The 20051-nt window shown below is 72.7% G+C and carries 10 protein-coding genes; 5 read left to right on the forward strand and 5 right to left on the reverse strand.

The features are described from left to right. Positions 1 to 12: 12 nt before the first annotated feature. The 3 genes from ABT093_RS00995 to ABT093_RS01005 all read right to left on the reverse strand — a co-directional run bounded on the left by ABT093_RS00995 (position 13) and on the right by ABT093_RS01005 (position 11811). Positions 13 to 9477 (reverse strand): non-ribosomal peptide synthetase/type I polyketide synthase, encoded by a 9465-nt coding sequence (locus ABT093_RS00995; protein ID WP_350558388.1) that lies wholly within the window; start codon positions 9475 to 9477, stop codon positions 13 to 15. A 235-nt stretch (positions 9478 to 9712) separates the two neighbouring features. Continuing rightward, positions 9713 to 10591, reverse strand: coding sequence for a sterol desaturase family protein (locus ABT093_RS01000; protein WP_350558391.1), 879 nt, complete (start codon positions 10589 to 10591; stop codon positions 9713 to 9715). A 194-nt stretch (positions 10592 to 10785) separates the two neighbouring features. After that, on the reverse strand, positions 10786 to 11811 hold the full coding sequence (locus tag ABT093_RS01005) for an Lrp/AsnC family transcriptional regulator (protein WP_350558394.1): 1026 nt from the start codon (positions 11809 to 11811) through the stop codon (positions 10786 to 10788). 128 nt (positions 11812 to 11939) lie between these two features. Here ABT093_RS01005 and ABT093_RS01010 point away from each other — a divergent pair, with 128 nt between their 5' ends. Together ABT093_RS01010 and ABT093_RS01015 are read left to right on the forward strand one after the other, a co-directional pair. Further along, positions 11940 to 13454, forward strand: a complete 1515-nt coding sequence (locus ABT093_RS01010; RefSeq protein WP_350558397.1) for an MFS transporter — start codon at positions 11940 to 11942, stop codon at positions 13452 to 13454. A gap of 44 nt (positions 13455 to 13498) precedes the next feature. Continuing rightward, entirely contained in the window at positions 13499 to 14767 is a 1269-nt protein-coding gene (locus tag ABT093_RS01015) for a hypothetical protein (protein ID WP_350558400.1), read from the forward strand. A gap of 8 nt (positions 14768 to 14775) precedes the next feature. On the opposite strand, the gene ABT093_RS01020 is transcribed toward ABT093_RS01015, so the two are convergent. Next, on the reverse strand, positions 14776 to 15261 hold the full coding sequence (locus tag ABT093_RS01020; RefSeq protein ID WP_350558403.1) for a nuclear transport factor 2 family protein: 486 nt from the start codon (positions 15259 to 15261) through the stop codon (positions 14776 to 14778). Positions 15262 to 16837: 1576 nt separating this feature from the next. On the opposite strand from ABT093_RS01020, the gene ABT093_RS01025 reads away from it, so the two are divergent. The 3 genes from ABT093_RS01025 (at position 16838) to ABT093_RS01035 (ending at position 18230) form a co-directional block, all read left to right on the forward strand. After that, positions 16838 to 17419: a KpnI family restriction enzyme N-terminal domain-containing protein gene (locus ABT093_RS01025; protein WP_350558406.1), complete on the forward strand. Its 582-nt coding sequence runs from the start codon at positions 16838 to 16840 to the stop codon at positions 17417 to 17419. A gap of 90 nt (positions 17420 to 17509) precedes the next feature. After that, positions 17510 to 17695, forward strand: a complete 186-nt coding sequence (locus ABT093_RS01030; protein ID WP_350558409.1) for a hypothetical protein — start codon at positions 17510 to 17512, stop codon at positions 17693 to 17695. 82 nt (positions 17696 to 17777) lie between these two features. After that, on the forward strand, positions 17778 to 18230 hold the full coding sequence (locus tag ABT093_RS01035; RefSeq protein WP_350558412.1) for a phosphotransferase: 453 nt from the start codon (positions 17778 to 17780) through the stop codon (positions 18228 to 18230). Positions 18231 to 18550: 320 nt separating this feature from the next. Here the strand turns inward: ABT093_RS01035 and ABT093_RS01040 are convergent, their stop codons facing one another. Next, positions 18551 to 19996, reverse strand: coding sequence for a hypothetical protein (locus ABT093_RS01040; protein ID WP_350558415.1), 1446 nt, complete (start codon positions 19994 to 19996; stop codon positions 18551 to 18553). Positions 19997 to 20051 lie beyond the last annotated feature (55 nt).

The following is a 20051-nucleotide window of genomic DNA, read 5'->3' on the forward strand; positions in this document are numbered from 1 at the left end:
CCCCGGACCGTCTCAGGACGCATGGGGGGCGGCTCCGGTGAGGATCGACCGGGCGAGCCCGGCGTTGTGGGCGATGAACTCGCGGTCGAGCATCTCGGCGTGGGTGCCGAAGCCCTTGAAGACCGCCGTCCGGGTGGCCGAGCTGCCGTGCCAGGCGCCCTGCCGCCCGGGCTCGTACAGCTCCACCTTCTCGTCGTCGGAGATCACGCTGAGCGCGGCGGTGACCACCCCCAGATTGGGCGTGCGGCTGCAGAAGCTGAGGTAGTCCCGGGCCTGTTCGCGGGTCTCCTGGGCCACCGCGGCCGAGCCGGTGTGCCGCTGGAGGTGCTCGGCCAGCTCGCGCTCGAAGGCCGCCAGGTGCTCGTCCGCGAGGTCGAAGGACTCGGGGATGCGGTGCGAGTCCACGATCACCACGTTGGGCACCGCCCGGCCGCGCCGCTCCAGCTCCTTGGCCACCTCGAAGGCGAGGTTGCCGCCGAGCGAGTAGCCGAGCAGCGCGCACGGCCCCTCCGGCTGGAGCGCCTCGACGAGGTCCGCGTAACGCTCGACCTTGTCGTCCCCGGTCACGTAGTTGAAGGCGACCATCCGGTACTCCGGCAGGTGCGCCGCGAACTGCCGGTAGACCAGTCCGTGGCCGCCGGCCGGCGGGAAGCAGAACAGCGTCTGCTGCTGCTCCTGGTTGAACCAGAGGTAGGGCTGGGCTCCCTCGATCCGGCCGGTGATAATGTGCTCGACGGTCTTCGCCATCCCGTGCAGGGTGGTGACCTTGAAGAGCTGGCTGACCGGGATGCTGATGTTGAACTCGGCCTGCAGCCCGTGGATCAGCTCGATCAGCTTGATCGAGGAGCCGCCCGACTCGAAGAAGTCGTGCTGCAGGCCGGGCTCCTCGACGCCGAGCAGCGCGCGCCAGTGCTCGGCCATCCGGACCTCGTAGAGGGTGACCGGCGGCTCGGCGGCCTCCGCGGCGTCCGTGCGGGGCTCGGGCAGCGCGGCCGTGTCCACCTTGCCGTTGGCGGTGAGCGGCAGCGCGGGCAGCTCGACGAAGTGCGTCGGGATCATGAAGGTCGGCAGGTAGCCGGCCAGGTGGCGGCGCAGCTCGCGGTGGTCGAAGGTGTGCCCGGCGGCCGGCACGCAGTAGGCGCAGAGCACGTGCTCGCCGTCGCGGTCCTGCCGGACGGTGACCACCGCGCGCTCCAGCTCCGGCCAGTCGGCGAGCTGGGTCTCGATCTCGCCCAGCTCGATCCGGTGGCCGCGGACCTTGATCTGCGAGTCGGCCCGGCCGAGCAGGTGCACCCCGCCCTCGGTGTCCCAGCGGGCGAGGTCCCCGGTGCGGTAGAGCCGGACGGGCCCGGTGCCGTCGGCGCCGCCGAGCGGCAGGGTGGCGAACCGGCCGGCGGTCTGCTCCTCGTCGCCGAGGTAGCCGAGCGAGACGCCGGAGCCGCCGATCCACAGCTCCCCGGTGACCCCCGGCGGCACCGGGCGGCCCTGCGCGTCGAGCAGGTAGAAGGCGCTGTTGGGGAACGGCCGCCCGATCGGGACCATCCGGCTGGGCTCCAGGGCGTCGGCCGGGCCCTCGAAGTAGGCGCTGTCGATGGTGGTCTCGGTCAGGCCGTAGGAGTTGACCAGCCGGGTGCGGGGCCCGCACAGGGCGCCCAGCCGCTGGTACTCCTCGACCTTCCAGACGTCCGAGCCGACCACCAGCAGCCGCATGAAGGCGAGGTCCCGGCCGGTGCGTTCGCAGTGGTCCATCACGGTGCGCACCACCGCCGGGACGAACTCGGCGGCGTCCACCCGCTCGGTGCGCATCACCTCGTGGAGCCGGGCGGTGTTGAACAGCAGCTCCCGGCCGATCAGCACCAGGGCGCCGCCCGAGCAGAGCGCGCGGACCACGTCGCCGGTGAAGACGTCGAAGGACGGGCTGGCCATCTGGAGGTGGACCCGGACGTCGGTGTCCAGCCGGTACTCGGCGTGCCAGGCCCGGTAGGCCGAGGCGAGGTTGCCGTGGGAGACCCGCACCGCCTTGGGGCGGCCGGTGGAGCCGGAGGTGTAGATGACGTACGCGGGGTCGTCGGGGCTCACCGCCGCGTCGGTGAACCCGTCGTCGGTGAACCCCTCGTCGCGGGCGTCGAGTTCGGCGGCGGTGACCAGCCGGGCGGGCAGCGCGCCGAGCCGCTCGGCGTCGTCGCCGACCAGCAGGGCGGCGCCCGCGTGCCCGACCATGTACGCCAGCCGGTCCACCGGGTGGCCCGGGTCCAGCGGCAGGTAGGCCGCGCCGGTGCGGAGCACCGCGAGCAGGGCGACGATCAGCTCCGGCGACTTGGGCAGGCAGAGCGCCACCACGCCGCCCGGTCCGGCGCCCAGCGCGCGCAGCCGGGCGGCGGCCCGCCGGGAGCGCTCGGCCAGCTCGCCGTAGGACAGCCGGGCGGTCGGCCCGGACTCGGCCGGGGCCGCCACCGCGGGCGCCGCCGGGTCGGCCGCCGCCGCGCGCAGCACCAGCTCGTGGACCGGCTCCGCGAACGGCACCCGCCGGTCGGCGCCGCTCCACTGCCGGAGCACCACGGCGCGCTCCTCGCGGCCGAGCAGCTCCAGCCCGGTGGCGGCCCGCTCCGGGCCGGCCGTGGTCAGCGCGTCGAGCAGGTTGACGTAGTGGCCGGCCATCCGGGCCATCGTGGCGGGCAGGAAGAGGTCGGTGTTGTACTTGAAGACGCAGTGGAAGCGGTGCTCGGCCTCGTCCTCGTAGGCGGACAGGGTGAGGTCGAACTGCCCCTCCTCCTCCGGGAGTTCGATGTACTCCAGGTGGTAGCCGTACTTCTCGGTGGCCACCTTGTGGTGGAGCAGGATGAACATCGCCTGGAACACCGCCGAGCGGCTCGGGTCGTGCTGCAGCCCGAGCTTCTCCACCAGCAGCACGAACGGGTACTCCTGGTGGTCGAGCCCGCCGAGCACGGTGGTCCGCACCCGGTCCAGCAGCTCGGTCACGGTCGGGGCTCCGGCCAGCGAGACGTGCAGCGGCAGCGGGTTGACGAAGTAGCCGTAGACGCCGGCGAACTCCTCGTCGGTGCGGCCGGTCACCGGGCTGCCGACGATGATGTCGTCCTGGCCGGCGTAGGCGTGCAGCAGCAGGTAGTAGGCGCTGAGCAGCACCATGAAGACGGTGACGTTGTGCTCGCGGGCCAGCGCGTGCACCCGGGCGCTGAGCTCCTCGTCCAGCACGAAGAACTCGGAGGCGCCGTTGTGGGTCTGCACCGCCGGGCGCGGCCTGTCGGTGGGCAGGCTGAGGATCGGCACCTCGGCGGGCAGGTGCGAGCGCCAGTACTCCAGCATCCTCGGCGCCTCGCGGCTGGCCAGGAAGGCGTTCTGCCGGTTGAGGAAGTCCAGGTAGCGGGCGGCCACCGGGGGCAGCTCGGGCACCCGGCCGCGGCGCAGCCCCTCGTAGACGGCGAGCAGTTCCTCGATGAAGGTGAAGGTGGAGATCGCGTCCGAGATGATGTGGTGGACGGCCTTCATGATCACCCAGCGGGCCGGTCCGCGCCGGAACAGCCGGAACCGCACCAGCGGGTCCCGCTCCAGGTCGTACGGCTTGCGGTACTCGCGGACGATCATCGCGTGGATGTCGTCCCAGGCCAGGCCCTCGACGTCGAAGACCCCGAAGTCCGGCTCCACCGCGGCGGAGATCCGCTGCACGGCCCGGCCGGCGTCCAGCACGAAGTTGGCCCGCAGGCTGGGGTGGCGCTCGACCATGGTCCGGAAGGCCACGGACATCAGCTCGGGCTCCAGCTCGACCCGGACCTCGACGGCGCCGCCGATGTTGTAGGCGAAGCCGTCCGGGTTGAGCTGCTTGAGGAACCAGAGCGCCTTCTGGTTCTGGGTCAGCGGGTAGGCCGACGCGTCCTCGTGGCGCTCGGCCTCGGCCGCGCCCGGTCCGTCCGGGTCCTCGTCCAGCAGCTCGGCCAGCGACTCGTGCAGCCGGGCGACCAGCTCGGCCACCGGGGTGTTGCCGAGCAGCGCCACCACCGGGAGGGTGACGCCGAGTTCGCTGCTCAGCCGGGCCCTCAGCTCCATCGCGAGCAGCGAGTCCAGGCCGAGGCCGCCGAGGCCGGCGGCGGGGTCGATCTGTTCGGCCGGCACCCGCAGCACGGTGGCGGCCAGCGCGGTGAAGCGCTCGGTGAGCAGGGCCCTCCGCTCCTCCTCGCCGGCCGCCCGCAGGGCGTCCAGCAGCCCGGTCTGCCCGGCCGCCGGGGCGGACTCCCGGGCGGCCGCGGCGAGTTCGGCGACCAGCGGGGGCGGCGCCGGGTACCAGGAGAGGAACACCGGCCAGTCGACGACGGTGGCGACCAGCAGCTGGGCGCGGTCCTGGCCGAGCACCCGCTCCAGCACGGCCATCCCGGTCTCCGGGGCGAGCGAGCTCATGCCCCGGCTGTGCCGGTAGTGGTCGATGAGGCCGAGCTCCTCGATCATGCCGGTGGCCCACGGGCCCCAGTCGAGGCTGAGCGCGGGCAGCCCCAGGGCGCGCCGGTGGTGGGCCAGGGCGTCCAGGAAGGCGTTGCCGGCCGCGTAGTTGGTCTGTCCGGCGGTGGTCAGCAGCGAGGCGATCGAGGCGAACAGCACGAAGTGGTCGAGCGGTTCACCGGCCAGCTGGCGGTGCAGGGCGAAGGCGCCGAGCACCTTGGGGCCGTAGACGGCCTCGAAGGTCGCCCGGTCCAGCTCGCCGACCAGGGTGTCCCTGACCTGCCCGGCGAGGTGGAAGACGCCCCGGATCGGCGGCCGGTCCAGCCGCCGGTACTCGGCCAGCCAGGCGGCCAGCCCGGCCTCGTCGGTGACGTCCAGCGGCGCGGGGACCGGCTCGGCGCCGAGCGCCTCCAGCTCGCGCAGGAACGCCGCCCGCTGCCCGGCCGGGCTCGCCGGGTCGAGGTCGCGCCACTGCTCGCGCGGCGGCAGCGGGCTGCGTCCGACCAGGATCAGCCGGCGGGCGCCGCGCCTGACCAGGGTGCGGCAGAGCAGCCGCCCGAGCGCTCCGAACGCCCCGGTCACCAGGTACGCCGCGTCCGCCCGCAGCCGGGGCGCGAGCGGCCGGCTCAGCCCCTCGGCCGTCCGCAGCCGGCTGGTCAGCCGGCGGCCGCCGCGCAGCGCGATCTCGTCCTCGTCCGCGAGGGCGAACTCCCGCAGCAGGGCCTCGGCCTCGACCCCGGCCCCGGCTTCGGCGGCCCCGGTTCCGGGACCGGCGCCCGGCCCGAGGTCGACCAGCTTGCCCGGGTGGGAGGGGAGTTCCTGGTGCCGCAGGACGCGGGTGATGCCCCAGGCGGGCGCAGCGAGCGGCTCGACCGGCTCGCCCGGAGCGGTGGACTGGGCGGAGCGGGTGACCACGTGGAGCCGGCAGTCGGGGAGTTCGGCGGCCAGCAGGGCCGCGAGGGCGACCAGGCTGTAGGCGCCCTCGGCGGTGTGGCCGGCGACGGTGGCGTGGTCGGCCCCGGCCAGCCCGGGGCGGTCGAGGTTCCAGAGGTGCGCCACGGCGGCCGGATCGGGGGCGCCCGCGGCCCGGCGCCCGGCCAGCAGCCGGGCGAGGTCGTCGGGCGAGCCGGGGTCGACGGTGGCCGGGCGCCCGCCCTCGGCGGGCCGGTAGCCGTCACCGGGGCGGACCAGCAGGCAGCTGCCGCCGCGGGCGGCGATCCGCTCGGCCAGCGCGTCGGCGACCCCGCCCGTGTCGGCGAACAGCAGCCAGTGGTCGGGGTGTTCGGCCAGCAGGTCGGGGGTGTCGGCGGCGGCCGGCAGCTCGGCCCAGGCCGGTTCGGCGAGCCAGCCGTCGATGGTGCCGAGGCCGACGGCGGTGGCGGCCTGTTCGACGTCGGCGGCCCGGAAGCCGGTGATCCCGCCGAGCGGCGCACCGTGCTCGTCGTGCACCGCGAGGTCGCCGACGAGTTCGCTGCCGGTGTCCCGGGTCACGGTGGCGTGCACCCAGAGCTGGCGCTCGCCGACCGCGTCCAGCCGGACCTCGGCGATCGCCACCGGCAGCCGGATGCCCGCGCCCTCGGGGCGGCCGTCCACCAACTGGGGCGTCAGCAGGGTCTGGAAGAAGGCGTCCATCACCACCGGGTGCACCTGGTGGCGCTCCCCCTGCCCGGCGACCGCCGCCGTCGGGCGGATCCGGGCCAGCGCCTCGCCGGGGCCGATCCAGACCTCCTCGATGCCCTGGAAGGCGGGGCCGTAGTGGTAGCCCAGCGCGGCCAGTTCGGCGTAGCAGTCGGGCCCGGCGAGCCGGCGCACCGCCCGCCCGCGCACCGCCTCGGCGTCCAGCGGCCGGCCGGGCCGGCGGCGCTGGGCGGGGCGGACGGTGCCGACCGCGTGCACGGTGCGCTCGGCGCCCTCGCCGGTGGCGACGGTGAACGAGCCGTGCTCGGCGGCGAGGGTGAGCCGGACGGCGCGGCTCTCCTCGTCCGGCAGGAACAGCGCCTTGCGCAGTTCGATGTCGGCCAGCGCGGCGTCCGTCCCGCCGGTGAGCGCGCGGACCGCCTGGACGGCCATCTCCAGATAGCCGGCGGCCGGGAAGAGCACGTCGCCCTGGATCCGGTGGTCCTCCAGGTAGGGCAGCGCCTCGGCGTCCAGCCGGGCCTCCCAGGCCGGTTCGGCCCCGGGCAGCCGGCGGCCGAGCAGCGGGTGGTCGACCTGCCCGCGCCTGACCTGCTCGACCGGCGGCGGCTCCACCCAGTGCCGGTCGCGCCGGAACGGGTAGCGCGGCAGCGGGACGATCCGCCCGGCGGGCTGGAGCACCGACCAGTCGACCGCCACACCGAGGTTGTGCAGCGCGGCCAGCGAGGCGGTGAGGACGGCCCGCTCGTCCTCCTGGCGGCGGATCGAGGGCAGGGTCCGCACCTCGGGCCGGTCCGCCGTGCCCGGGTGGGCCTCCAGGGTCTCCTGGATCGAGCGGCCGAGCACCGGGTGCGGGCCGATCTCCAGGAACAGGCCGTAGCCGTCGTCGGCCAGCCGCTCCACGGCCTGCCGGAAGCGGACGCTGTCACGGACGTTGTGCCACCAGTACCCGGCGTCGAGTTCGGTGCCGTGCGCGGTGCCCTCGCGGCCGGTGAGGTAGAGCGGGACCTGCGCCGGTCGGGCCTTGAGGTCGGCCAGCGACTCCAGCAGCTCGTCCTTGATCAGCTCCATCCGGGCGCTGTGGTAGGGGACTTCGACGGTCAGCGGCCGGGCGAAGACCTGCTCGGCGGTGAGCGCGGCGGCGAGCTCGGCCAGCGCCGGCTCCTCGCCCGCGAGGGTGAGCGAGCCGGGGCTGTTGACGGCGGCGACCGACACCGCGTCCCCGTACGGGCGGATCCGGCGCAGCGCCTCGGCCTCGGTGAGCGCGACGGCCAGCATGCCGCCGGTGCCGGCGAGCCGCTGCTGGAGGCGGCTGCGGTGGACCACCACCTTGACCGCGTCGGCCAGGTCGTAGACGCCGGCCTCGTGGAAGGCGGCGACCTCGCCGGTGGAGTGGCCGACGATCGCGTCCGGCCGCACGCCCCGGCTGCGCCAGAGCGCGGCCAGGCCGATCTGGACGGCGAAGTTGGCCGGCTGGGCGAGCCAGGTCTCGGCCATCCGGGAGGCCGCCTCGTCGGCGGCGAGTTCCTCGGTCAGCGACCAGCCGGTGAGCTCGGCCAGGTGCTCGCCGCACTGCTCGACGGCCGCCCGGTAGACGGGTTCGGTGGCGAACAGCTGACGGCCCATCGCCCACCACTGCGGGCCCATGCCGGTGAAGACCCAGGCGAGCCGGCGGTGCCGGGCCTCGCGGCGGTGGTCGGCGAGGACCCGGGGGTGCGGCTCGCCGCGCAGGTGCGCGCCGAGTGCCTCGTCCAGGGAGGCGCGGGCGGCGTGCTCCCGGGCGTCGTAGACGATCGAGAGCCGGGCGTCGTGGTGCTGGCGGCGGTGGGCGAGGGTGTGGCCGAGGTCGGCCGGGCGGGCGGGGCTGCCGCCGCGGACGCCGGTCAGCTCGGCCTGGACACCGGCGGCCAGTTCGGGCAGTGCGCCGGCCTCCCGGGCGGTGAGCGGCAGCACCGTCCAGGCGGGGAGGTCGGCGGCCTCCGCGGGGGCTTCTCCGGAGGAGTCCCGCGCGGGCTCCGTTGCAGGCTCCGGGGCAGCCTCCAGCAGGACGTGGGCGTTGGTGCCGCCGAAGCCGAAGGAGTTGACCCCGGCCCGGGCCGGGCCCTCGTGGGCCGGCCAGGGGGTGGGCTCGGTGGGGATCTGGTAGGGCAGGGTGGCCGGGTCGATCGCCGGGTTGAGCCGTTCCAGGTTGATGTGCGGCGGGATGGTCCGGTGCTTGAGGGCGAGTGCGGACTTGATCAGTCCGGCCAGGCCGGAGGCGGACTCGGTGTGCCCGATGTTGGTCTTGACCGAGCCGACGTAGCAGGCGTCGCCGGGGCGCCGGCCGACGGCGAGCGCCCGGGCGAGCGCGTTGGCCTCGATCGGGTCGCCGACCGGGGTGGAGGTGCCGTGCGCCTCGACGTACTGGAGGTTGCCCGGGGTGATCCCGGCCTCGGCGCAGACCCGCTCGATCAGGGCGACCTGGGCGTCCGGGTTGGGCACGGTGATGCCGTTGGTGCGGCCGTCCTGGTTGACGCCGCTGCCGATGACGACGGCGTGCACCGGGTCGCCGTCGCGCAGGGCGTCGGAGAGCCGCTTGAGGGCGACCACGGCGACGCCCTCGGCCCGGACGTAGCCGTCGGCGGCGGCGTCGAAGGTGCGCGAGCGGCCCTGCGGGGAGAGGAAGCCGCCCTTGGTCTCGGCGATGGTGTACTGCGGGGCGATGTGCAGCAGGGTGCCGCCGGCCAGCGCCAGGTCGGTCTCGCCGCGCTGCAGGCTCTGGGCGGCGAGGTGGACGGCGACCAGCGAGGAGGAGCAGGCGGTGTCGATCGAGACGCTCGGGCCGCGGAAGTCGAAGCAGTGCGAGATGCGGTTCGACACCATCGTCATCATGGTGCCGGTGGCGGTGTGCGCGGCGAGCGTCTCGAACGACAGGTCGGAGAACTGGACGATCTTGTAGTCCAGGGTGAACGCGCCGACGTAGACGCCGACCTCACGGCCGGCCAGCTCGGCCGGTTTCTGCCCGCCGTCCTCCAGTGCCTCCCAGGCCACCTCCAGCAGTTTCCGCTGCTGCGGGTCCATGTGGTCGGCCTCGCGGCCGCTGATGCCGAAGAACGCCGGGTCGAACTCGTCGAAGCCGTCGATGTAGCCGCCGCGGCCGCCGACCAGCCGGCCGGGCTTGGCCCTGTCGCGGCTGCCGAGGGTGGCGACGTCGTAGCGGCTGCGCGGGGTGGGGGTGATGCAGTCCTTGCCGTCGACCAGGTTCTGCCAGAACGACCGGTGGTCGCAGGCCCCGCCGGGCAGGCGGAGGCCGATCCCGATGATCGCGATCTTCTCCCGCCCGGCGGCGGACGGACCGGCGGGTGCGGGGCGTTCGGAGAGTTCCGGTGAGGTGACGAAGCGGGAATCCGTCATGCGAGTCGAGTCCTTGAGTCGCTGCGATCGCGCGTGCGGGCGGGGTGCGGGAGCGCCGCGCGCGCCGGGGAACGGCGGCCGTGCGCCGGTTCCGGGCAGGCCGGACACCGGGTCGGCCGAAGGGACGAGCCGGCCGGAGGGGTCGGTCGGGAGCTGGGCGGTCGGCGTGGGAGTGCCGGGTACGGAGTCGTCGGGTACGGGCGGGGCGGGTGAGAGCGGGGCGGGTGCGGGCGGATCAGGTCGAGCCGGTCGCCGAGCCCGCGGCCCGGGCGGAGCGGCGCCAGGCCTGGATATGGCTGGCGACCACCCGGCCGGTGGCGGGGAATCCGCCCGGATCGGCCAGCCCCACCGCGGCCGGACGGCGCCCCGGCCGCCAGGTGAAGCTGCCGAAGGCGTGGTCCCACACCGAGAGGTCGGAGCCGTAGTGGCCGGCCTCCGCCAGGTCGGTGCTGTGGTGCAGCCGGTGCAGCTCGGGCCCGGCGAGCACGTGGTTGAGCCGGCCGAGGCGGACGTCGACGTTGGCGTGCACGAAGTAGCCCTGGGCGACGACGAACAGGCCCACCACGAACACCGCCGGTTCCGAGAAGCCCGCCAGCGCCAAGGAGAACTGGACGCAGCCCTGGGTGAGCAGGACGTCCAGCAGGTGGTTGACCCCGTTGTTGCCGACGTTCACCTTGTCGGGCACGTGGTGCACCCCGTGCAGCCGCCAGAGCCTCGGGCTGGTGTGGCACCAGCGGTGGACCAGGTAGTTGGCCAGCGAGCCGAGCAGCAGCGCGAGTGGGACCTCCGCCCAGAACGGCAGTGCCCCGTGGGACGGCGCCGCCCAGAAGACCAGGGCGGACACGGGCACCTGGGACAGGGCCCCGCCGATCATCGTCAGCACGAAGTAGACGCCGTACCAGCCCCACTCGCGCGCGTTCGGCGCCCATTCCGGTTCGTACGGAATCAGCCGTTCGAGCAGCGCCATGTACCCGATCGTCCCGAGCAGGAAGAGCTGGTTCGCCCGGCCGAGATCCCAGCGCAGACGCAGGGTCGCGGTCGATATCACGACCAGGCCGACCAGCAGGAGCGGGTACGCGACATGGCGCAACGCGGTTCGAAGCTGCTCGCCCATGACGACCCCCTTCACGATCCCCACTCGAACGATCACCGAAAGTGTTCGTTCAGATACTAAGGGCGGCTGGAGTGCATGGCGAGGCATTTTCGAGGAGAATCATGAAATCCTCGATTTGTCTTATGATCTGCAGACAAACAATTCGGCAGAATGTACGGTTTTCGATCATCGGTAAGACATGAAATTGGATTCGATTAAGGAATCATCATTCCGGCCCGCTTGACGCTCCGGACCACCGGCGCCGTCTCCAGCGTGCCGACCCCCTCCAGTGCGCCCAGCCGCTCCGTCAGGTACTCGTAGAACGCCTCGGTGTCCCGGCAGACCAGCCCCGCCACCAGGTTGGTCGGCCCGGTGGTCGCCGCCACGAAGCCCACCTCGGGGTGGTCCGCCATCGCCCGGCCGACCGCCGCCAGCCGCCCCGGTGCCACCGTCAGCCAGCAGAACGCCTCGATCCCGTACCCGAGCGGGCGGGGATCCACGTCCACGTCGAAGAAGAGCAGCCCGCAGGCGATCAGCCCGGCCAGCCGCCGGCGCACCGTCGCCTCCGGGCTCCCGGTCCGGGCCGCCAGCGCGGCCAGCGGCGCCCGCCCGTCCACCGCGAGCTCCGCCAGCAGCGCGCGGTCCAGCGCGTCCGGCGCCGGCACCGCACCGCCCGCCGGCCCGGACGCGGGCGCGGCCCCGGGTACGGACGCTGGCGCGGACGCGGGCGCGGGAGACGGCGCCGCGGCGCGGAGCCGGTCGATCTGCCCGGCGCTCAGCGCCGAGGTCCGCCCGCTCCACGCCACCCGCCCGCCGACGTAGGTGCGCAGCAGGTAGTGCGCCGCCACCGACAGCACCCGCGGGGTCCGCGGCAGCTTGCCGAGCAGCAGTTCCGCCCGCTCCGGCCGGACCTCCGCGCGGGCGTTGCAGACGATCTCGCCGCCGGACAGCAGGCTCACCCAGGAGGTGTCCGGCCGCCTGGCCAGCGCCTCGGCGATCGACGCCGCAGCGTCCGGCACGCACCGGATCCGGGTCAGCCAGTCGACCTGCCCGAGCAGCCCCGCGTTGGTCCGGCCCACCACCCGCACCGCCCCGGCGGCGCGCAGCCGCTGGTAGCGGCGGGCCACCGTCTGGTCGGACACCCCCAGCACCTCGGCGATCCGCCGGAACGGCGCCCGGCCGTCCACCTGCAGGGCGTGCAGCAGCGCCCGGTCCAGCTCGTCCAGCGTCAGGGTTTCCACCACCAGGATGGTAGGTCGTGTCGAGATCCGCCGCACAACCGCCGCCGGGCGGCGCGGAGGGCGTCCCCGGACCGAGAGTGACGGGGCGTCCGGCCAGGGCGGCCAGCGCGGAGCGAGGGGACACGGGGATGCGCAAGTGGGGACCGCTGGTCGCGGTGAGCCTCGGGGTGTTCATGCTGCTGACCGACGTCAGCATCGTGATCGTGGCGCTGCCGGACATCGGCGCCGGACTGCACATGGACTTCGACGGCCTGCAGTGGGTGCTGGACGGCTACGCGCTGGCGCTGGCCGCGCTGCTGCTCGGCCTCGGCGCCCTCGGCGACCGGGCGGGCCGGCGGCGGGTGTACACGGCGGGCCTGGCGGTGTTCGCCCTGGCCTCGCTGGCCTGCGGGCTCGCCCCGGACGGCGGCACCCTGGTGGTGGCCCGGATCGTCCAGGCGGGCGGCGGCGCGGCGATGTTCGCCACCGCGATGGCCCTGCTCAACCTCGCCTACCGCGGCCGCGACCGGGCGGTGGCGTTCGGGGTCTGGGGCGCCGTCAGCGGCGCGGCCTCCGCCGTCGGGCCGGTGGCCGGCGGCGTGCTCACCGAGTACCTGGGCTGGCGCTCGGTCTTCCTGGTGAACCTCCCGCTAGCGCTGGCCGGCACGGTCATGGCCCGGCGCACGCTGAAGGAATCCCGCGACCCCGCCGCCCGCCGGCTCGACCTGCCCGGCGCCGCGGCCTTCACCGTCGCGGCCGGCGCGGCCGTCCTGGTGCTGATCCGCGGCGGGTCGGACGGCTGGACCTCGCCCGCCGTACTCGGCGCGGGCGCGGCCGCCGCCGCGGCGCTCACGGTGTTCGTGCTGGTCGAGCGCCGCAGCCCGGAACCGCTGCTGGACCTCGCGCTGCTGCGCCGCCCGGCGTTCACCGGGGTGCTGCTGTGCGGCGCCGTGTACTCCGCGGCCGCGTTCTCCGCGCTGCCCTACACCTCGCTGTGGCTGCAGTCGGTGCTCGGCCTCGGGCCGATGGCCACCGGGCTCACCCTGCTGCCGATGAGCGCCACGGCGTTCGTCGTCTCCGCGCTGGCGGGCCGCCGGCTCGCCGCCCTGCCGACGGCGGTGCCGCTGGCCGGGGGCCTGGCCGTGATCGGCCTGGGCGGGCTGCTCCAGGCCGTGCTGGACGGCTCGTCGGGCTGGGCCGCGCTGCTGCCCGGCCTCGCGCTCACCGGCCTCGGGGTCGGCGCGGTCAGTCCGATCCTGGCGTCCGGCGCGATGGCGTCCGTACCGCCGGAGCGCGGCGGCATGGCCGGCGGCGCCCTCAACACCTTCCGCCAGCTCGGCCAGGCGTTCGGCATCGCGGTGTTCGGCCTGGTCCTGCACCGCGGGCTGCGCGACGCCCTCGCCGGACACCCGGAGGCCGTCACCGATCCGGAGGCCACCGCCTCCGCCCTGAGCGCCGGCCACTCCCCGGCCGGCCTGCCCGGCGAGCTGCTCCGGACGGCCTTCGCCGACGCCCTGAACCACACCCTGCTGGCCGCCGGCCTCACCGCCCTGGCAGGCGCCGCGCTCGTCGCGGTCCTGCTGCGCCGCCGCCCGGAGACCGCTTCCGACCCTGGTCCGGCCTCCGATTCCGGCCGCGGTCGCACCACCGCGTCCCGCATCTGATAGCACTGGCAGTCCGCGACCGGCTGCAGAACGGACCCCTCCCGATGGACGACGGGAACCACGCCGCTTCCCACGGCTATTGGGACCCCCTGCCGACCGCCCGCCGCCTGCTCGCCGAGAACCGGCACCTGGACCAGTTCGGCGGACTCTGGCGGGAGCGCAACTGGCGCAACGTCCCCGGGCCGTTCTACGGCGCCGACACGGACACTATGGAGATGGGCCGGCTCGACGCGCCGTTCCACATCGCCTACGACGACGACGGCCGGGAGTTCGTCTACCGCCAGCCGACCGACCCGGACCAGACCTTCGACCTCGTGCACGGCTGCTTCTTCGGCCACGGCGGCTTCGCGATGGACGGGGACGACCACTGGACCGTCCCGGCCGTCCGCGACTGGTGGCAGGAGCGCGGCCGGGTGCGGGAGTGGGCCGTCGCGGCCTCCGACGTCCAGGCGCGGCTCCGCGGCGAGTACCGGGAGCACTACCGGGACGCCGCTCAGGGCCTGCGCGACTACATCGCCTACCTCGACCACGGCCTGGACGAGTACCTGCGCGGCTACCTCTTCTGGCTCGCCGAGCGCCGCCCGCCCCGTGCGGGCGAGGCCCGGCCCGAACCGGGACCGCCCCGCCGCAGCACTCCGGTGCCACCCACCGCCCGCGCCACCGGCGGTCCGCTGCTCGCGGGCTACTTCGTGGCGGTCCCCGAACGGCTGACCGGCCTCGACGTCCCGCACGAGCGGCTGACCACGGCCTGCGGCTGCCTGATCGACCGGCTGCCGGAGGACGGCTGCTGGTTCGACACCCCGCGGGAGGCCCTGGACGCCTGCGCGACGATCCGGGTGCCCGCCGAAGCACGGCTGTACGCGCTACTGGTACCCGCCGAGCACGCCGCCGGTCCGGTCTCCGACATCCGCGCGTCCGCGGTGTTCGAGCCGGTGCTGCTCGCCCACCTGGACCGCCCGGCCGGCGCCGGCCCCGCCCCCGGGCCGGGCGGGGGCGGGCGCGAGATCGGCTGGGAGGTGCTCGGCTACGACGACGGCGTGCTCCACAGCTGGCTCTGCAACGACCTCCACCGGGACGCCGTGCGCGACCTCGGAGTGACCACCGACGGACGCGGCCTCCTCCCCTCCCGCGAGCCGGCCGACCGCCTCGCCGCCTGGGCCAACGCCCGCGACGACACCAAGCCGGTCACCTGGTTCCCGGCCGCCCTCGTCGAGTGGGACACCCCGATCGAGAGCCGCTTCGTCCCGATCGTCACCGCACCCCCCGTCCCCGCCCCCGCCCCCTGGTGGAAGCGCCTCCTCGGGCCCTCCTGAACGGCACCTCACCTCCCGGCGCGCGCCTCGCGGAACGGCCCGGGCTCCCCGACCGGCTCGGCGACGGCCTCCCCGACCCCCTGTTCCCCGAGCCTCTCCAGCACCGTCTCCAGCAGTTCGGTGTCGCAGTAGATGTGCAGCTCGGTGATCCTCCCCCACTTGATCCGCACCACGTGCACGCCCTGGTTGGAGTAGTGGTTGCCCTCCCGGTCGGTGAGGTGGTCGACCCACTCGGCGAAGGCCACGGTGTCCCAGGGCCAGCCCTTGGCGACGACCTTCTTCAGCTCGAACCGCAGGTCGGGCATGACCTCGGCCAGCCGGTCGTACCACCGCTGGATCTCCTCACCACTGCGCCGCCCGCCCGACAGCGCGTGCCGCCCGGAGAACCAGTGCTCCGTCTCAGGCGCGAACTGCCGCACGATCGCCGCGTAGTTGCCGCGGTCGACCTCGGCGAAGGAGTTGCGGAGGTTGCGCCGGACGATGGCGTGGTACACGTTTCCACCTCTGGTCGTCGTGGTGCCGGTCGTACGGGATGACGGTTCGTCAACACCCTATGACCTTCCGACGAACGGCGACCGCCCATAGCTCCCATCCGCCCACCCCCTCCCCCGGACACCGCCGATCACCGGCCCGCACACCCCGACGCCGACACCGCCGAAGCCGACGACACCCGGCGTCGCACCACCCCGCCCCACGCCGCAAACACAAAGAAGCCCAGGTCAGACACTGTCTGACCTGGGCTTCTCACCGAGCCGCCTGCGGGGTTCGAACCCGCGACCTACGCATTACGAGCCCGAGAGTGATCATGTTGGCTGCTGCCAGCGTCGATCACTTGGTGACGTTTCCGCAGGTCAGGAGGTTGCGCCCTGGTCCACGATCTCGCTCGAACCGGCACGTGCTGCCCCGTCCGCTCACGCATCGCTCACGCAGATCCAGGCTCTCCGCTCGATCCTGAGCGTCACATCTGGGGACCAGGTCAATTCCCTCAGACAGCATCGGCTACGTCGTCCCCAGTCGATTGCACGCCCTTCTGCGGGACGATCCGCCCAGTCCCGGCGCCAAGGCGCTCTGCCCCATCCGACGTCCACGCCGATGACGGTGGCCGCACCCGTCCGCCGTGGCGACCGAGAGGATCAAGCCCGGCATATCGGCCATGCCACCGGTCGACTTCGACGGTGCCGGCGCCTGGCCGCCACACCGGCGCGGGCGCCGACGGCCAGTCTGGCGCCTCGGGGCATGCGGCCTGGAACGCATCTTCACCCATGCCGTGGTTCACGCCACCGCAGACGCAGTCGCACTGCGTGTCCGGTGAAGCCGCTGCGCAACTCGGCGAACCGCACCAGGGCAGGCCATTGCTGTCCGGATGGTGTCGGCACAGTCTGGGCGAACACGGGGTCCGCAGGTACCAGTCGAGACATCCGACTGCGCCCGTCAGCTCGCGATCTAGGACCGCCAGCATGATGGGTACGACGTCCTCCAGCATGGTGACGGCACTCCAGTAAGCCACTGGTGACCCACTACTGATGATGGCTTCTCGGTAACCGGAGGCGAAGGTCCGCGCCACCGCGTGGTCGCTGATCGCGCAGAGGTCCGCACTTAGCCCCAAGGGGCGGAAGTCGCCGATCACCCACGAGTCGTCGGACATGTGAGCCCACCGACTGCCCGTAGTGCTGCACTCGAATGCACCACCGCGGAACTCATCCCACTCGCGGACCATGCCGATGAGGACAGCCTTCGTTTCACGGCCGTCTGCGAGCCGTCGTTGGTTGGCAGGTGCCCTGGCGAGAACTGCACTGAGCGCATCCTCAGTTCGCTGGGCGCTCGTCCGCCCGGAACCCGCTTTGCCGCGTGATGACCTCAACCAGCACCTCTCGTGAGCGTGTGTAATGCCGGACAAGCCCGATCATGCTCACCGACCGGAGCCCGCAAACTGTGCTCCGGCTCGACCCTGGCTGCCGCGCCGCCGCCTTGCCGCCGAATCGCGCCTAACTTCGCCGAATCGCGCCGAAGTCTGCCGGACTGTGGTTTACTTGCGCCAGGTCACGAGGAGACTGGAGGAGGTGGGGCCCCATGGCGGATGTGCCGCGACCCGACTGGACGAACAAGAGCATGAGCTCCATGGTCCGAGTTGCCCTCTGGCTGCTTGCCGAGGTAGGCGAAGGGGGTGTCTTCGCTAAAGAACAGCTGAGAGCGGCCTTCCCTGACATCGCGCAGATCGACCGGCGAATGCGAGACCTTCGCGACTACGGTTGGCAGATTCACACGAACCGAGACGACGTCTCCCTGCAGATGACCGAACAGCGTTTCGTGCGAGCAGGTGAAGCCATTTGGGAACCCGGCGTCCGCCGAAGCGGCCGGGTGCGGGAACGGTTTCACTCCATGGGCATGGAGTCGGCCTACACCCTCCAGGCATCAGACCCCGAAGCTGCTTGGGAGCGGATGAAGAAGCTCTCTCCGAGTGAGAGATCACTGGTCTTGGCCTGGATCGCCATGGGTCAGCGGCCGAGCTCGCCTGCCGAACTGGCGTGGCGTGCGTACCGAAGCCTGCCCATGGAAAAGCGCCAAGAAATCACAGCCAAGCTCGGCGAGTTGGTCGCCTCCGAGATTCCCGAGGAGACGCCAACGCCAGGGAACGGGCCCACCACGCCCTAACCCAAAAAGAACTTCCGCCGGACCCGGTGTCACCTTCCACAGATCTCCCGGCCCCGGCGGATGGTCCACCCCCATCTACCGAGGAGAACCATGACTAGTATGCCGTCCGTATGGCGCGACGGCGAGCGTCCGCCCAGGCTCGAATTCCTCCTTGCGGCCGTCGCCGTTGGATACAGCGCCGGCTACAGCGCAGGAACCGGCAAGGAGGTCGAGCAGGCGATCGGCGCCGCGACGGTCTCACTGATCACCTGGCTCTGGTCGCGCCGGCGCCAGTGATGACAGCAGATCGCTAGCACCGTCGTCGAGCGCGTTGGTCCCTCTCGCCGCGAGGAGGACCAACGCGCCCTTCGTCTCGTCTATGACCCTTGCCTGGCAGTACTGGGCACGAGCTTCCCCCACACCGCCCAGGGACCGCCGCCGACATCGCGCCGCTCCTCCGACGCCTCCACGAACTTCCGTCCCAGCCATCCCATTGGGCTACCTCGCCCCATTTGTCCGGCTGGCCGCCCAGATCGACGGTGCGGCCACCCTCGATGACGAGCAGCGGCAGTGGCTACGCGACCGCCTAGCCGAACTCGAATCGGCCTGGTCCAGCCTCCCGCCGGGAATGCCGGCAAGCGTCATCCACGGCGACGCCTGGGGTGGGAACGTCGCGGTCACGCCCACCACCACCTACCTGCTCGACTTCGACTCACCTCCCTCGGGCCTCCCGAATGGGACCTCACCGCCACCGCCGTCGGCTATGGCACCTTCGGCACCGTTTCGGACAGCCAGTCCACGGCGTTCTGCGAGGCGTACGGCACTTACGTGACGGCCTGGGCCGGTTACCCGGTGCTGCGGGGCATCTGTGAGCTTCGGGTTACCTATTTCGCCCTCCAGCACGCGGCAGCCGATCCAACCCGTCACCGAGCGGAAGCCCACCACCGACTCGCCTGCATACGAGACCAGAGCGGTCCACGGCCATGGGGCTGGACCGCCGTCGGCTGGCGCCGGCTGGACGCCCAGCCACGGCGGTGGTTGGCATCAGGCCAAGCCGGGACGTCGAGATGCCCGAGTCTGGGTGATTCTGCCGTCCGTGGAAGGCTGGGGACGGTTGGCGTCAGCGTTGGCGTCAACCGGCGCGTGGACGGATCAGTGGTTCGGGAACGGCCAGGGGTAGGCGTGGGCGTTCTGTGAGTCGAGGTAGGGCGCCAGGTTCTGTCGGTTGGGTGGTGGATCGAGCGGCAGGGTCACGCCAGTGATCACCGGGTCGATGGAGTCGGCGTGCGCTTCCGCCCAGCGAAGCCACTCGATGGTCGCGTTGACGGGGGTACCGATGGCGCTCTCGCGTACCGCCGCGCAGAGGGCGCGGATCTCGTTGGCCGTCCGCCGGGTTTCCAGTTGCTGTTCGAGCGCCTTGATCCTGTGGTCGCGGATCAGCCTCTGGTGAGCTTCGTCAAGGGCTTCGAGCCAGCGCTGTTTGCGTAGCTGCTCTGCCTGCTCGGCCCGGACGCGTTCTTCTTCGGCCCGTTCAGCCCGCTCCTCGATGGCGGCGAGGAGGTGGCCCAGGCGGGATTCGAGGGTCCAGCGCGTCCCGTCCGAGCAGTCGTACTGGCGGTACCCGTAGGTCTGGTCATGACCAGGAGCGTCGATCATGAGCCGTCCGTCGGGCACGTGGTCGTACTTCGGGATGCGCTTGCGCATCCACGCGGGCTCGCGCTCGGCGTCGCGCAGTTCTCTGGCCGTCGGCTCATGCGGTTGCTTGGTGGTGCGTTCGCAGATCTCCAGCGGGAACGCATGCCCCTTCACGATGATTACGGCCGCGCTCCTTGGCTCGTCCCGTCGCCGGAATGCTTCTATCGGGCGGGCCTCCACTGTGTAGCCCCGCTGCTCGGCCTCGCTGAGGAGGCCCTGCATGATCCGCAAGGCCCGGTCGACGAGCGGGCTGGAGACATGGACCGGTATGACCCCCTGCTGTCCACGAGTGTCGGCCGTCCCCGTCTGGCGTCGCCCCAGGGCCTTGCGCGTAGCGGTGATCAACGGGTGTGCATGCGCGAGATCGGCAGGCACCTCGACGACTGGCACCGGCGGGGGCGGTGGAGGCTCCTTCGCGGGGTCGACGAGCCGTAGCTTGAGGTCCCCCTTCTCACGACCAGTGAGCCTCAACTTCTGCCCTGGTGGCAGGAGGTCGTTGTTTACCGCGTGGTAGAACGCCCTGGTCCACCGACCTCGGGTCATGACGCCTGGGTCCGGAACGGCGATGTTTCCGCCGGCGACTTCGAGTCGGCGAATCAGCTCGGCCCCGTCGGCCGGGGCATCCTTCGCCGTTTCCGGGTCACGGGCGTTGCGCTGTGCCTCGCGTTCGACCTCCTCCGGGTGCCGTCCGTGCTTCAGGTAGTACTTCCCCTGCTCGGTGACGGCTGCGGTCTGGACTTGGTAGCCCTGCTTCGTGATGGAGTACTTCCGCTTGACGAGTTTCCGCTGTTCGAGAGCCCATAAGGTGTTCGACTTGCGTGACTCGATCTCGACACCGGGGTTGGCGGCGACCCAGCGCAGCAGTTCGGCCTGGATCTCGGTTGGAGCCAGTGAGGACTTCACGTGCCGCACCATACGTGGGAGCTGACGGAGGTGGACGGCTTCAGCGAAGCTGCGA

The organism is Kitasatospora sp. NPDC002551, assembly GCF_040296005.1.
Lineage (GTDB): Bacteria > Actinomycetota > Actinomycetes > Streptomycetales > Streptomycetaceae > Kitasatospora.